This window comes from Affinundibacterium danionis (assembly GCF_042432465.1).
Classification (GTDB): Bacteria; Pseudomonadota; Gammaproteobacteria; order Burkholderiales; family Burkholderiaceae_D; genus Undibacterium; species Undibacterium danionis.
Map to the genome: position 1 here is coordinate 292,846 of NZ_JBHLXJ010000015.1, position 14,644 is coordinate 307,489.

At 46.3% G+C, this 14,644-nt stretch carries 12 protein-coding genes; 4 read left to right on the plus strand and 8 right to left on the minus strand.

Going from position 1 to position 14,644, the window contains the following annotated elements; all coding sequences use genetic code 11:
- Positions 1–33: 33 nt before the first annotated feature.
- Positions 34–1,767: an ABC transporter permease gene (locus ACFFJH_RS14555; RefSeq protein ID WP_390213596.1), complete on the minus strand. Its 1,734-nt coding sequence runs from the start codon at positions 1,765–1,767 to the stop codon at positions 34–36.
- 725 nt (positions 1,768–2,492) lie between these two features.
- On the opposite strand from ACFFJH_RS14555, the gene ACFFJH_RS14560 reads away from it, so the two are divergent.
- From ACFFJH_RS14560 to ACFFJH_RS14575, 4 genes are all read left to right on the plus strand, one after another.
- Positions 2,493–3,023: a GbsR/MarR family transcriptional regulator gene (locus ACFFJH_RS14560; protein WP_390213597.1), complete on the plus strand. Its 531-nt coding sequence runs from the start codon at positions 2,493–2,495 to the stop codon at positions 3,021–3,023.
- A 199-nt stretch (positions 3,024–3,222) separates the two neighbouring features.
- Positions 3,223–3,684, plus strand: a complete 462-nt coding sequence (locus ACFFJH_RS14565) for a thiol-disulfide oxidoreductase DCC family protein (protein WP_390213599.1) — start codon at positions 3,223–3,225, stop codon at positions 3,682–3,684.
- Between the two features lie 85 nt (positions 3,685–3,769).
- On the plus strand, positions 3,770–5,125 hold the full coding sequence (locus tag ACFFJH_RS14570) for an SDR family oxidoreductase (protein ID WP_390213600.1): 1,356 nt from the start codon (positions 3,770–3,772) through the stop codon (positions 5,123–5,125).
- Complete coding sequence (locus ACFFJH_RS14575) at positions 5,122–5,598, plus strand: DUF2269 family protein (protein ID WP_390213601.1); 477 nt, start codon at positions 5,122–5,124, stop codon at positions 5,596–5,598. The genes ACFFJH_RS14570 and ACFFJH_RS14575 overlap by 4 nt, the downstream gene beginning before the upstream one ends.
- Before the next feature lie 273 nt (positions 5,599–5,871).
- Here the strand turns inward: ACFFJH_RS14575 and ACFFJH_RS14580 are convergent, their stop codons facing one another.
- The 7 genes from ACFFJH_RS14580 to ACFFJH_RS14610 all read right to left on the minus strand — a co-directional run bounded on the left by ACFFJH_RS14580 (position 5,872) and on the right by ACFFJH_RS14610 (position 14,436).
- On the minus strand, positions 5,872–7,344 hold the full coding sequence (locus tag ACFFJH_RS14580) for a DNA recombination protein RmuC (protein ID WP_390213602.1): 1,473 nt from the start codon (positions 7,342–7,344) through the stop codon (positions 5,872–5,874).
- A gap of 64 nt (positions 7,345–7,408) precedes the next feature.
- The gene (locus ACFFJH_RS14585; RefSeq protein ID WP_390213603.1) at positions 7,409–7,807 is read right to left on the minus strand and encodes a group II truncated hemoglobin; all 399 of its coding nucleotides are present in this window, start codon (positions 7,805–7,807) and stop codon (positions 7,409–7,411) included.
- 76 nt (positions 7,808–7,883) lie between these two features.
- A complete protein-coding gene (locus ACFFJH_RS14590) occupies positions 7,884–10,442 on the minus strand; it encodes an ABC transporter permease (RefSeq protein ID WP_390213604.1) in 2,559 nt (852 codons plus the stop codon).
- 35 nt (positions 10,443–10,477) lie between these two features.
- Positions 10,478–11,716, minus strand: a complete 1,239-nt coding sequence (locus ACFFJH_RS14595) for a cystathionine gamma-synthase family protein (protein ID WP_390213606.1) — start codon at positions 11,714–11,716, stop codon at positions 10,478–10,480.
- 196 nt (positions 11,717–11,912) lie between these two features.
- Complete coding sequence (locus tag ACFFJH_RS14600; protein ID WP_390213608.1) at positions 11,913–13,127, minus strand: hypothetical protein; 1,215 nt, start codon at positions 13,125–13,127, stop codon at positions 11,913–11,915.
- Between the two features lie 111 nt (positions 13,128–13,238).
- A complete protein-coding gene (locus ACFFJH_RS14605) occupies positions 13,239–13,787 on the minus strand; it encodes a hypothetical protein (protein WP_390213610.1) in 549 nt (182 codons plus the stop codon).
- A gap of 37 nt (positions 13,788–13,824) precedes the next feature.
- Complete coding sequence (locus ACFFJH_RS14610; RefSeq protein ID WP_390213611.1) at positions 13,825–14,436, minus strand: RNA polymerase sigma factor; 612 nt, start codon at positions 14,434–14,436, stop codon at positions 13,825–13,827.
- Between the last annotated feature and the right edge of the window lie 208 nt (positions 14,437–14,644).

Sequence of the window (14,644 nt, forward strand, 5' to 3'; positions counted from 1 at the left end):
TAAAATTTAAGGTGAAAATATGCAATGAAAATATCAAGAACCTCGCTCATCAGCGAGTAGATATAATTTGCGCCAGAAAAAACGATTCAGTAGCATCACGAAAATACACATCACACTGACACCCAAGGCAATACGATGAAAATCGCCGGCCTCTGTCATTTGTTTAATGTAGCTACCAAGGCCGTCAGCAATTAAGGTGGTCTTTCCCCAGGTCACATATTCAGCCACGATACTCGCGTTCCAAGAGCCACCACTAGCCGTAATCGCCCCCGTGATATAGCTAGGAAAAATAGCAGGCAAATACACGCGCCGCCATTTCAGCCAACCCTTCACACCCAAGTTATCAGCGGCCAAACGTAACTCATTAGGAATGGCAGCCGCGCCCGACACGACATTAAATAAGATGTACCACTGCGTACCAAACACCATCAGAGGACTGAGCCAAATATTAGGACTCAAATCCCAACTCAACATCGCAAACACAACGACAGGAAACATCAAATTCACAGGAAACGCGGCTAAAAACTGTGCCACTGCCTGCACTCTTTGCGAATAACGTGGACGCAAACCTATCCAAACTGACAAGGGCACCCAAATTAATGAGGCCAATGCGATCAAAACCATGACCCGCAACAAGGTAATCATGCCAAGTACAAATACATGACCGACTTCCCGCCATCCCACATCACTATGAATAAAAACGACTAAACGGTAGCTCACCAACAGCGCGCACAACAACAATCCAGCATTCCAGAGCTTGCCCCACAGCATTGAACGAGGATGCTGCTGAGCACGTGGAGAGCGGCCATCATAAGATAATGCAAACCACGATAAAGCCATACTCAGTCGCCGCCAGAACGCAGAAGAGCAATGACGAACCCACGAACTATTACGCAACCAATCCAACAACCACGATTGCTGTGCCGTATCACCTTGTGACTCTTCAAAACGAAATTTGTCTGCCCATGCCAATAAAGGGCGGAAGAATAATTGGTCATACACGATGATCCCACCCAACATAGCCAAAATCGCCCACGCAATTGCCCAGCCATTCTTGGCATCAATCGCCACCGCGATATAAGAACCTATGCCAGGTAATTTAATATCTTGCCCAGCCACAGAAATGGCTTCGGCCGCGACCAAAAAAAACCAACCACCCGACATCGACATCATCATATTCCACAGTAATCCTGGCATCGAAAAGGGCAATTCCAAACGCCAAAATCGCTGCCATGCAGATAGATGAAAAATACTAGCCGCCTCGCTCAGTTCGGCCGGCACACTACGCATAGATTGATACAAACTAAATGCCATATTCCACGCTTGCGAGGTGAAGATAGCGAAAATAGCGGCGCACTCTACGCCCAGTAAGTCACCAGAAAACAAGGCAATAAAAGGCGCAATCGCAATCGCTTGAAAGCCTAGAATCGGTACCGACTGTAAAATATCCAAAGAAGGAATCATGACGCGCTCGGCCGCTTTATACTTCACGGCAATCGCCGCGAATACGAAGCTAAACAATAACGAACATGCCAAAGCCGTAAACATGCGCAGCATGGTACGCAATAAGTAATACGGCAAATAAACAGGCTCAAGTGAAATCGTCTGCAATTCGCCAACGACAAAGGGGCGACTCATCTGCATGGCCGCAAAGCCGAACGCCACAATGATCGCTAACACGATAGGCAATAAAGCCCAATCCCAACGGTTAGGGCCTTTTTCCTGCAAAACACGTAGTGACTTTTGCGGGTTAAATAATTCAAACATAAAAACTCCCTACGCTTATGTCATACCACCGCCGAACCAGTGCTATGCCGGAACTAGGCAAACGCTGGAGTAACATAAGTCAGACTTATTTTTTACGACGACAAGCGACTTCGAGTGCAGCAAATCTGCACAAAGCCAAATGACTAAATAAAAAATTTAGGTACAAAAAAAGGGAAGAGAAAAAGCCGGAGCGGCTTTCATCTACCTGCCAAGGACTGGCAAGTAGCAACAGAAGACTGTGTTTAGCTTGCCAGAATCAAGTCAATAAAAGATCGACTACTATAACTATCCACAGTGAACTCGCTGAAAAAAAGAAGTGCGAAGAATAACACAGTCGAAATTTCGATTGCAATGCAAAAAAGATTCGACAATTGAAAGAATTTGTAACGGATCAAAAATCACCTCGTTTGCGCTCGTTAAAAAATTTTCTCATCAACCATCTAGCCAACACATACTAAGCACTAGTAAGCACTAATAAGCACTACCATTAAGTTAAGAACAAAACTCCTCAACGCAGAGGCGCTGAGACGTCGAAAAAACGAAAAGAGAAGAAGCTAGGACGCTTCAAGGTTTTCTCCGCGCGCCTCCGCGCCTTTGCGTCTCGGCGTTGAGGGGTTTTCAGTCCTTAACTTAATAGCAGTGCTACTAAGGTGCTGCTTGCATGAACCGAGGTCAAAATAAATTTCTGTCTTGACAGAAATTTGAGAAATACCTACACTACGTACATGGAACTTACACCTGTCAAACAAAAATTTATCCTGCACTGGGGCGAAATGGGCACCATGTGGGGCGTGAATCGCACCGTTAGCCAGATTCATGCTCTGCTCTATATCGTCGGTACACCGCTCACCGCAGAAGAAATTGCCGATACCTTGGGCGTGGCTCGCTCCAATGTGTCGAACTCACTGAAAGAATTACAAAACTGGAATTTGGTAAAAATTGCGCACGTGATGGGAGATAGGCGCGCTCATTTTGAGACATCGCTGGATGTTTGGGAATTATTCCGCACAGTAGTGCGCGAACGCAAGGAACGTGAATTGAACCCCACCATTGCGACTTTACAAGCCTGTTTAGATAGCCCCGACATCAATCAAGAAGATCGCGCCAGCAAAGCCCGCATCGCAGAAACTTTAGCGCTGATGAAAACGCTCACAAGTTGGACTGATGAGATGCTGCGCTTAGAACCTAGTACCTTGATGAAATTACTCAAAATGGGTGCCAAGGTGCAGCAGTTTGTGCGCGGAGAAGATAAGTAAGATAAAAAACAAGCGCATCAACAGGAATGATGATGCGCGTTTTTTTAAATAGATATTTCTGTAACGACAGAAATTACAGAAACAAAGCAAATTATCGACTATGAGTAAATTACAAAGTAGCGACGAACCAGTGGCGAAATTGACGCTATAAAACTTTGACAACAAAACTTCATTCTGACTCACACACCAAGGAAATATCATGAACAACTATCCTCTTACCCTGCTTTATGATGAATCATGCCCACTCTGCAAATTAGAAATCGATAATCTCAGAGCACGCAACGATCAGGACTTATTACGTTTCATTGATGTATCGGCAGAAGACTTTGATGACAGCCCTTATCCTGCCAGCAAAAAAGAAATGATGGACATCATTCACGCGGTGCGCCCTGATGGCAGCATGGCAAAAGGTGTCGAAGTGTTTCGACTTGCCTATGGCGCAGTAGGATTAGGCTGGATCACCGCGCCAACCGCGCTGCCTCTACTCAAACCACTGTTCGATTGGGCTTACGTACATGTCGCACGCAATCGCTACCGTCTATCCAATCGCTTTTCCGGTTTTCTATTCAAAATCGCCGCTGACCGCGCTGCACGGCGAGCCGAACAACAAAGCCAATCGTGCAAAGACGGTGCCTGCCATCTCCCAGATAAAAAACAGTAATTGAGAACGACACAGCTGATCCACGTAAAGGCATCTAAGCGCATCGGCTCTTATCGGCACTCATCTTCCCCACGAGGAAACCACTATGAAAATTCTACTCTGCGGCGCACATGGTTTTATCGGCCGCCATCTCAGCCGAGCTTTAGAACAAGCGGGCCATACGCTAATTCACGGCGTTCATCATTTCAGTGACAATGTGGCAGAACAGCGGCGCGAATTATTGATCGATTACAGTCAAGATATCAGACCTGAAATTTGGGAAAAACGTTTGCACGCGCTAGGCAAGATCGATGTCGTGATTAATGCGGTCGGCATTCTCACACAATCAACGCAAGCGCCATTCTCGGCATTGCATCAAGCAGCACCCATCGCCTTATTCCAAGCGGCGCACAATATAGGTGTAAAAGCGATAGTACAAATCTCCGCCTTAGGGCCGGATGATGTCAAGCCTGCATCCAGTAATTCAGATTCTTATGTTATCAGCGACTATCTGCGAACCAAGCATGCTGCGGATCACTATTTGAGCCAATTAAACACGCCCCATCTGATACTGCGTCCATCGCTGATCGTTGGTATCGATGGTGCTAGTAGTCAGCTATTTCGACGTCTCGCCAGCCTCCCTGTGATCGCTTTACCTGGTGCGGGTCAACAAGCATTGCAACCGGTCCATATTGATGATCTCTGTTTATGCGCATGCACATGGCTAACGCAGCTGGCGGCGAACACAGCACTGCCACATCAAATTATTTGCGCAGTAGGACCGGTGGCGATGAGCTACCGCGCTATGCTTCAGCACTACCGTGACGCGATGCAGTTAGCGCCCGCTTTATTCGTTCCAATACCAATCAGCATCATGCGCATCAGCGCCAAACTCGCGCAATATTTGCCACAAAAAGTCTTTGCACCAGAAACCTTAAGTATGTTGGAACAAGGGAATGTCGCCGACAGCAAGCCCTTCACCCACTTTCTACAACAAGCACCGCGCGGTGTTGATGCTTGGTTCAATCAGCGCGAGGCAGCGCTACTTGCGGCGGTTGCAATTAGCGATTGGTCTCATCTGCTATTTCGTTTGGTACTGGCATTTCTGTGGATCAGCACTGCGGTGATTTCACTCTGGATTTATCCGCGAGAAGATAGTCTGCAACTACTGGCTCAAGTCGGTTTGCATGGTGCATTAGCGAACACCGCTTTGTATCTGGCGAGTTGCATCGATGTGGTACTCGGTATCGCCACACTGTGCTATCCGAATCGATTATTGTGGCTAGCGCAAATGGTTTTAATACTGATCTATTCAATCATCATTATTCTGTGCTTACCAGAATTTCTCGCCCATCCTTTTGCTCCGATACTGAAAAATCTTCCCATCCTAGCGATCCTATTTGTTCTGATCGCTAAAGATACAGGTGGTCAACCATCGACTTTGAAAGCGAGCGCAAAATGAACACCTATTTACTGGTAAAAACCTTACACATTATCTCTTCGGTACTACTAGTTGGCACAGGCTTTGGGTCTGCTTTTTATCTCTTCTTTATCAATCGTAGCAAGAACATAGAAGCAATCGCCACGGTGACGCGACTGGTCGTTATTGCCGATTGGAGTTTCACAACGCCCGCAGTCATCATTCAACCGATTAGCGGGATACTGTTGGCGCATCTCGCAGGCTGGCCACTCACTTCTCCATGGCTCTTAGTATCAATCGCACTCTATCTATTCGCTGGATGCTGTTGGCTACCGGTCGTTTGGCTACAAATCAAAATGCAAAGATTAGCGCACTCTGCAAGTGTCGAGCAAAGTGCATTGCCCGCCCTTTATTGGCAATATGCGCGCTATTGGAAAATCTTAGGTTATCCCGCATTTGTGGCGATGCTGGGAGTGTTTTATTTGATGGTGAATAAGCCTGGGCTATGGGGCTAAAAGACGTAGAACTGAAGGTAATGCCGTTCAGTTAAGCTCAAAAATTTGAGGTGTCATCCCTGCGTAGGCAGGGATCTAGTGTCTTTAGGCTTTTACGACACTAGATTCCCGCCTTCGCGGGAACGACATTCTTTGAACTTATTAACTTAAAGAACGGCATTATAGAAATGAGGGTGTTTTTATAAGTGGGTAATGCGCACTCACATTACCCACCTTGTACAAACGAGGATCAAGCGAAACACTAACGAAACATAAGAGATGCAAAACGATGCATCACGCATCGCCCTCATCTCCTCCCTCGTCCAATCCCAATAAACTCTGTGCAGTATCGGTCGGTAAGGCTTCGACCAGTTTAAGTTTGCGTGTCATTTGGCGAGTGCGCACTTCGGCTTTATCGATATTATCGGCGGCTTTGACCAAAGCATTTTTGGTGGCCGTTAACACGTCACCGAATTTACTAAACTCAGTTTTGACCGCGCCTAAGACTTGCCATACTTCAGATGAACGTTTTTCTAAAACTAAAGTTCTGAAGCCCATTTGCAAGCTGTTGAGCAAAGCGGATAAGGTTGACGGGCCGGAGATCGTCACGCGATGCAAGCGTTGTAATTCATCGGCTAAGCCAGGACGACGCATCACTTCCGCATATAAACCTTCTGTTGGTAAGAAAAGAATCGCAAAGTCGGTGGTCAGGGGTGGCGACAAATATTTCTCTGCGATGGTCTTCGCTTCGTTGCGAATCATGCGCTCTAATTCCTTACCCGCTTGCGCCACGCCATCGGCATCGGCGCGCTCTGCTGCTTCGAGTAGACGCTCATATTGTTCTTTCGGGAATTTGGCATCAATCGGCATCCAGACTGGTGCGCGCTCATCGTCTTTGCCTGGCAATTTAATCGCAAACTCAACGCGTTCGCCACTATTCGGCACGGTCTCGACGTTTTTCGCATATTGTTCTGGCGTCAGCATTTGCTCCAACACCATCTCTAATTGCACTTCACCCCAAGTACCGCGCGTTTTAACATTGGTCAGCACGCGCTTTAAGTCACCGACACCGATGGCTAGCTGCTGCATTTCACCCAAACCTTGATGTACTTTTTCTAGTCGATCTGAAACCTGTTTAAAAGATTCACCTAGACGTTGTTCCAAAGTCGCATGTAATTTTTCATCTACGGTCTTACGCATTTCTTCTAACTTACCGGCATTGTCCGCTTGTAATTGCTGAATTTTTTGCTCTAAAGTAGAACGAATTTCCAACATGCGTTGGGCATTCGATTCGGTCATACTGCTCAAGGTTTGATTCAAGGTATCAGCGAAGCGTTTCAAACTTAAACTTTGTTCTTCGCGTGCGGTTTGGCCTTGCACTGTCAATGCCTGACGCATTTGCTCTAACTGTTGCGCATTGGTCTCATTGAGTTTCACCAACTGCTGTGAGAAAGTATCAATTTGATTGTTCTGCAAGGTAGCGACACTAGTGAGCTGGGCCGCTAGGGTTTGTTGAAATTGAGTAAAATTCCCGCTCAACTCCTGACGCGTCGCTTGCGCAGTCGATTGCACTTGCTCGCGCAAACTACGCTCTGTTCGTTCTTGTGCTTGTTGTGACTGTGTTTGCAATGTTTGTAACTGGGTCAATAGCATCTGCGACGCTTGCAATTGTGCATCTCCACCGCTTTGCTTGCGCAACAAGATAAAGATTTGGAGTAGTGCAACGAACGCAATACTTGCTAGTAGGAGAATTTCTGTTGTGGTCATAGAATTTGAGCTTTATAGATAATCATTTTTTTAGTTCATATGTCTTAGTTCATATTCAGTTATATCATCCGGGTGTATTCCGCATCCAATCGGCCGTTTGATAAAAAGAACTCATCAGATGCTCTTGTAAGCCTTCTTCAATCCCAACATCTTGCATCGCCCACGCCATGCATCGTAACCATTGATCACGTTCTGCCACACCGATTTTGTAGGGCAAATGGCGGGCGCGCAAACGGGGATGTCCGAATTGTTCTATGTACAAATTCGGCCCGCCCATCCAACCGGATAAAAACCAAAACAACTTGTCACGCGAGCTGTCATTCGGCTGTGGATGCATGGCGTTGATGCCTGCAAACTCCGCTTCCAATTGCATCAAATCATAAAACCGATCCACCATTTCACGTAATTTATCTGCACCGCCGATCAAGGCGTAGAGATTTGATTTCTCTTCTTCTAATTCCATAAGGCTGTTTTACTCGTTCAATTTATTCAGTATTTTCACTTGGTAAGTGTGCTGTTATTCAGCTCCACTATTCCATCTAACTATTGCGCAGCGACAGTAAAGGCGGCTGTTTCAAGACATTACGCAAACCCAACCAACCGCCTATCAAAGCGCAGGCTGCGCCAACCACAACACCAGCGCCCCACACCAACGATGAAAAACTCCAAGCGAATTTGAAAGAATAAGTCGCCAATGCCCAACCGATAGCGGAAGCACCGCTCGCAGCCAATGCGCCAGCAACACTACCAACCAATAAAAACTCTATCCACTGCGCTTGCGACAGTTGTTGGCGGGTTGCCCCCAATGCGCGTAACAAAGCGGCTTCACGCATCCGCAAATCCTGCGATCCGGCTAAGGCGGCATACAAAACCAAGATGCCAGAAACCAAGGTGAATAAAAACAAAAATTCAACCGCCGTAATGACTTGATCCAACACGTCCTGCAACTGCTTCAAAATCGCACCGACATCCATCACCGTCAAGTTAGGAAAATCCAAAGTCAGTTGATTGGCAAACTGTTTATTCGTATCTGGCACGCGGAAAGCCGTGATGAAAGTTTGCGGCATGTTTTGCATCGCTTTGGGGTTAATCACCACAAAGAAATTGACTCGCATAGAACCCCAATCTAATTTGCGCAAGCTGGTAATCTTTGCCGTCATTTTTTGTCCGGCAATATCAAACGTCATCTTGTCGCCTAGCTGGAGTTTCAAAGTTTTCGCTAAGCCTTCTTCCACCGAGGCTTCTGGTTCCGTAGCGCTAGTATCTTGATACCACTCACCGGCGACGATCTTATTCAAATAAGGTAAATCCGTCATCGTGGACAAATTAAATTCACGCTCGACCAAGCCATTTGCACGCTCATCCTGATAACTATCGGGCTTCAAAACATTGCCGTTCACCTCAATTAAACGTCCACGTATCATGGGATAAATTTTTGGCTGTGCAAAATTCTCTAAACGTTTAGCGATCTCGTTTTTTTGCTCAGGCTGAATGTTAATCACAAAATGATTCGGCGCATCGGCTGGCGTCGATTGCTTCCAAGCCGCGATCAAATCACTACGTACTACAGTCAACAGCAGCAAGGCCATTAACCCCAAAGACAGTGCCACCACTTGCACCACGGTCGCGCCAGGACGACGTTGCAATGCAGTGATCGCAAAACGCCATGCTGAATGATTAAACACATTACGCAGACGCTTTAAACCCATGATGCAGACCCTAGCGACCAAAGCAAAACTGAGCATGCCAATCAAAAATCCAGCCGCCACCATCAATCCCACTTTAAGATCACCGGTTTGCCACAACAACAAACCAACAAACACCGCCAAGCCCAAACCATAAGTCGCCAAAGTCAATGCCTGCGGTGCGTCTTGCTCACGTCGTATAACGCGGTTATGCGGCACATTGCGTAGCTGCAAAATCGGTGGCATGGCAAAACCTATCAGCAACAAAATACCAATCGCCAATCCTTGTAAAGCCGGTAAAAAACTCGCTGGTGGCAAATCATTGGTCACTAATTTACCCAGCCATTCCAACAACACATAATGCCCAGCAAAACCCAAAGCCACACCAGCAATACTGCCGGCAACACCCAACATTAAAAATTCAAACAGATACATCACCGTCACTTGGTTTTGCGTCAAACCAAGACAACGCAACATGGCGCAAGCATCAATATGGCGAAGCATAAAACGACGAGCCGCCATCGCAACTGCGACCGCAGCCAACATGGCAGACAACATACTCACCATAGACAAAAATTGCTCTGCTCTGTCTAAGGTAGTGCGCATTTGCTCGTTACCACTTTCTATGGTTTCCAAGCGCACGCCTTTCAGGCTTTTTGTTTTAATTTCTTGCTCTAAGAAAGTTTGAAATTCTTTGATGCTTACTTTATCACCAGCCAATAACAAACGATAAGTCACACGCGAACCATCTTGAATTAATTTAGTCGCTGCCAGATCGTCCATGGCTATCATGACGCGTGGCGAGAAGCTCAAAAAGCCAGAGCCACGATCAGGTTCTGAAGCAATACTGGCGGCTACCGTGAATTGCTGTTCACCCAAAGTAATCGGATCTCCCATCGCGACTTTTAAACTACCAAACAAAGCAGGATCTATCCATGCTGTGCCGCGTTTTGGTGTTTCGTCTGTCGCGACTTCTTTATCCGCTTGATTCAATTTCAACTTACCGCGCAAAGGATAATTATTAGTAACCGCTTTTAAGGTCACCAACTTTGCCATACCCATCTCATTGCCACTCGCTGCTCCCCCCGATTGTCCACTCGGTTGCACACTCGATTGCCCACTAGACAGGGCCATACTAGGAAATACCACGGTCTCCGCCACTTGCAAGCCGGCGTGCTGCGCCTTATTTTTCCATTCTGGATTCAAGGCTTGTGCTGAGCTGACTAATAAATCAGAAGCCAAAACCTGATGTGCATCGCGGTTCAAACCATTGCGCAAGCGGTCGACAAAAAAACCAACCGACGACAAGGACGCCACCGCCACCATTAAAGCGACTAGGAGAAAACGCAGCTCTCCAGCGCGCCAATCGCGTTGCGTCATTTTTAAAGAGAGTGACAAAATGCTAGAAAACATGAGACTCCTGATAATGGGTTGGGGGCTTGAAAGAATCAGCCTAATGCCTGTGCAAAATCATGTAATAAATCGCTAGTATCTTCTATCCCTACCGATACCCGAATCAAAGAATCCGCAATTCCCATTTCGGCACGACGCTCCGCGCCCATTTCAAAGAAAATGGTGTGAGCTACCGGGATCACCAAAGTACGGGTATCGCCCAAATGGGTCGCATTGATCGCCAGCTTCAAGCGATTCAAATAATCAAAACAATCAATTTCTGGCTTCAATTCAAAACTAAATAAAGCACCGTAAGCACGGAACAACTCAGTCGCCAGTGCATGTTGAGGATGCGAAGCTAAGCCCGGATAATGTACCACGGCGACACGAGGGTCGGCTTCTAACATCTGCGCCAGAGCTAGAGCATTCAAGCTCTCACGTTCCATACGCAATGCTAAAGTCTCAGCGCCGACCGCGATTTGATGCGCAGCATCAGGTGCCAACGACGCGCCAAAATCACGTAAAGCTTTAGCGCGCAATTGCGCCATACCTTGCTGAGCTGGTGCTTGCTTACGGAAATTAGCTGCTATATGCGGATAGCTAGCCCAATCAAATAAGCCAGTATCAGTAATTGCGCCGCCCAAGACATTGCCATGACCCGCGATTGATTTGGTCAAGGAGTTAATCACCAAACCAGCTCCCACAGCTTTCGGTTGAAACAAGTAAGGTGAGGTCATCGTATTGTCGACCACGAACAAGATGCCACGCTCCCGACATATATCACCTATGCGCTTTAAATCGGCGATTTGCGTGCGTGGATTGGCGATGGTTTCTACAAACACCATACGAGTATTGGGTTTAATGGCGACAGCCACATTGGCGACATCGGTGGCATCCACCAAGGATAATTCCATGCCTTGCTCAGCACAGGTTTGCCATACGCTATTGGTATTGCCGAACAAAAACCGCGAAGACACCAGATGATCGCCTTGGCGCAGCAAACCCTGAAACACCGCGCCTATTGCCGCCATACCGGTGGCGAAACAAATACTAGCAAGGCCCTGCTCCATTTTCGTTAGCTTATCTTCCAACGCTGAAACGGTAGGATTGCCCTGACGTCCATAACGATAACCAGATTGTTTGCCTTGAAATACTTCCGCCAGATCCCGCGCATTCTGGTAGCCATAAGTCACGGAAGTATGAATAGGTTTATGAGGAGAACCGTGCTCTATCGTTTTTTGACGGTCGTTGTGCAAAATGGTGGTGGTAAAACCCAAGGTTTTTGGTGTATTCATCGCTAAAATTACCTGCAAAAATCGAGACAAAAGTAGAGTTTAACAGTTAACCTCGGATTTGCTGCGGCAGCGGATAATTTAGCAATAAAAAAGCCAGCCTACGCTATCAATTAGCATAGGCTGGCTTATCCATTTATATATGATGTTGGTATAAACAGCCACTTGCATTACCAACAAATTATTGAAGCTCAGTTCATTACTCTTTCTCTTTTTTATCCTCACGTTTCACGCGGATTTCTTTGATATCCTTAATTTCCTTGAGATCTTTAATATCTTTAGCGATATCGCGTAATTTGTAGTCGGCGGGGATAGAAAACATATTAGCAGCGACTTCTTCGCGTTTGATATTATTCAAACGATAAACTTTGTCACCTGAGCGTGGGTCACTGTGTTTTGAATACACTGTGATTTGCAAATCAGGTGAGAACCAAGTTTCATCCATCACAACGATAGGATTTGCATTGCCTATTTCACCAGCAGGAATCTCAAAACTCGTTTGCTTACCTTCGGCTTTAATACCATCAAAATCTTTATTACCCAAGGTTTTAGTTTGACGCTTATTGGCCCATTTGGCATCACCGAACACATTAACAAGACCAGTCACACCCGCGCCTGACATGGCAGAACCCGACATAAAGATTTCGGCCTGACGAGCATGTTCTGGTCCGCGCACATCCACCGTCAGTGTTTTCTCTTGATCAGTCGCTTTAACATCGCCACTGGCCTTTTCTACTCGACGTACTATCACATGACGCTCGCCGTCTTTAGCGTCTCCGGCAGATAATTTCAATTCCACCACATCTTTGCCATCTTTAGAGCGAGAGATATTTTCTGTCACTAATTTTAGTGATTCGCTCCCCATTCGGGATGCCATCGTAGAGCGCCCCATTAACTTAGTCGCGACTTTGGTTTTAGGATTTAAAATAATATGACCTTCTGCGGGATCATTAATAATGATTTCACGTAGCTCACCTTTTGCGTCGCGGATTTCTTCGCGAGTCCGTCCTTGACTATCACGATAGGTTAAGCTGCTAGTCTTATTGGAGATCACATTGCCATCGCCTAGTTTTTGCTGACTTTCAGAAATCACTTCAGCCGTATAAGGTGCATTTTTTACCGCCTTACCAGAAACACGGAAGAAGCTCATACCATGGACAGGGCTATTCACAATCACATCTGGCAGCCCGTTCGATCGACGAATAATGGCCTGACGTTCAATATCCATTTTTCGACTATCCCCCGCCACCTTATCTTGATCGTCCGAGACTAAGCTCAACATTGCCATCGTGGTTTCTCCAACAGCCACTTTACTTGTCGGCGTATCGGAATAAGTCGCCGCCTGCACAGTGGATTGAAGATTGGCTGTCAACATGACAGTTAAAATTGCTGCGCTCATTATTTGCTTTTTCATGGTCGTATCATCCTTGTGGTTTGTTTATATCACTGAGTTTATGTCACTGAGTTTATTTCGCTATCTTGTTACCTACTACCAAAGTCCCTTAAGTCCCTTGCGAGATTTGCTCTAATTGGGTAAAAATCTCACCGCCAGAAATTCATCATTCGCTCCTATCAATACCTCCGCTTTCGCACTTTGATTGGCAACTTCCGGATTCACAGTCACCCCCATACTCGCCAATACCGCGTTGGGAATCTGCGCTTGAACAATGCGCATCTCGTCTTGTTGCAAAATTTCTTCTCCTGAGTACAAGGCCATGAAAGGTATGTCCTCATACATGTCGTACGCTCCGTCTCCTCCGTTGAACTGTGACTTAATCTGCGAGCCAGTCGTCAGACTTCCACTTGAGGCTAGCTCTCGCCCGGGAATTAATTGCCATAGTGAAGTTTGATTGAGCAGCAAGACCAACACCAACAGACCGGCACACAAACCGCCTCCAAACTCCCAATTAAGCACTGGCCAACGTCGATACCAAGGACGTTTAGGAAATTGCTGTTCAAAGGCAGCGAGCAAGTTCTGCTCTACAGCCAAAGGTGTTTGCCAACTTTCTAGCTCCGTCTTCAGAGCCTCTTTATGCGGCCTTAACACTCGCTCAATTTCATCAAAATTTGTCATTACTATTTCCGTTCATTATTCAGTTTTATCTATCTACTCAAGCGCGTTGAGCGGCACTCACTATGTTGTCTCGATGCGAGCTTAAACGCTCTGCCAAGGCCTGACGGGCGCGCGACAAACGAGAACGCACGGTGCCTACGTTGATCTGACAGATATCCGCAATCTCTAGATAGGACATGTCATGTATTTCATACAGTATCAACACATCACGATAATGTGGTGCTAGGCAAGCAATTCCTTGTCGCAAATCTTCGGCCATTTGCTTATGCAGTAAACGTTCTAAAGGTGCGGCATCGTCACAAATTGTGTCGAACACCTCATCCTCGTCTTCATCATCAAGAAGACTATTGGTGCTAGTCGTATTCGTCGTTTTTTGCAGAGCACTGTCATGCTTCATCGCCAAATTGCGGGCAACGCCGAATAAAAAGTAAACTAACGGTCCCTTCAATGCATCGTATTTAAACTGCTCAGTCAACAATCCCACAAAAACATCTTGCACTATATCGGCGGCGATACCGGGTGAACCACAACGCAGAATCGCATAGCGGTACAAAACAGCATGGTGACGGCGATACAATGTAGTAAAGGCCGCTTTATCGCCTTGACGCATTTGTCGTAGTAATTCGACATCAGAAATTAAATCATCCATGCTTTGTGCGTTTTTTAAAATAGTGACTTCATATAACTATTCCTTTGAACCCGACAAAAAGTTCCAGCGCAAATAAAAAAGCGCAGAGAATTATTATTTTCTCTGCGCTGCGCCTATCTTGTCTTATCTAATGCCGCTTTTATCTGGATCTGTTTTTTTAAGAGTTCAGTCTATTCGGCATGTATAGACCACGAAATACCGCGATTCG

Excerpts from the sequence above, each read along its gene's own strand:
- ACFFJH_RS14555 (WP_390213596.1), bottom strand. The coding sequence starts at position 1,767 with ATGTTTGAATTATTTAACCCGCAAAAGTCACTACGTGTTTTGCAGGAA.
- ACFFJH_RS14560 (WP_390213597.1), top strand. The coding sequence starts at position 2,493 with ATGGAACTTACACCTGTCAAACAAAAATTTATCCTGCACTGGGGCGAA.
- ACFFJH_RS14565 (WP_390213599.1), top strand. The coding sequence starts at position 3,223 with ATGAACAACTATCCTCTTACCCTGCTTTATGATGAATCATGCCCACTC.
- ACFFJH_RS14570 (WP_390213600.1), top strand. The coding sequence starts at position 3,770 with ATGAAAATTCTACTCTGCGGCGCACATGGTTTTATCGGCCGCCATCTC.
- ACFFJH_RS14575 (WP_390213601.1), top strand. The coding sequence starts at position 5,122 with ATGAACACCTATTTACTGGTAAAAACCTTACACATTATCTCTTCGGTA.
- ACFFJH_RS14580 (WP_390213602.1), bottom strand. The coding sequence starts at position 7,344 with ATGACCACAACAGAAATTCTCCTACTAGCAAGTATTGCGTTCGTTGCA.
- ACFFJH_RS14585 (WP_390213603.1), bottom strand. The coding sequence starts at position 7,807 with ATGGAATTAGAAGAAGAGAAATCAAATCTCTACGCCTTGATCGGCGGT.
- ACFFJH_RS14590 (WP_390213604.1), bottom strand. The coding sequence starts at position 10,442 with ATGTTTTCTAGCATTTTGTCACTCTCTTTAAAAATGACGCAACGCGAT.
- ACFFJH_RS14595 (WP_390213606.1), bottom strand. The coding sequence starts at position 11,716 with ATGAATACACCAAAAACCTTGGGTTTTACCACCACCATTTTGCACAAC.
- ACFFJH_RS14600 (WP_390213608.1), bottom strand. The coding sequence starts at position 13,127 with ATGAAAAAGCAAATAATGAGCGCAGCAATTTTAACTGTCATGTTGACA.
- ACFFJH_RS14605 (WP_390213610.1), bottom strand. The coding sequence starts at position 13,787 with ATGACAAATTTTGATGAAATTGAGCGAGTGTTAAGGCCGCATAAAGAG.
- ACFFJH_RS14610 (WP_390213611.1), bottom strand. The coding sequence starts at position 14,436 with ATGGATGATTTAATTTCTGATGTCGAATTACTACGACAAATGCGTCAA.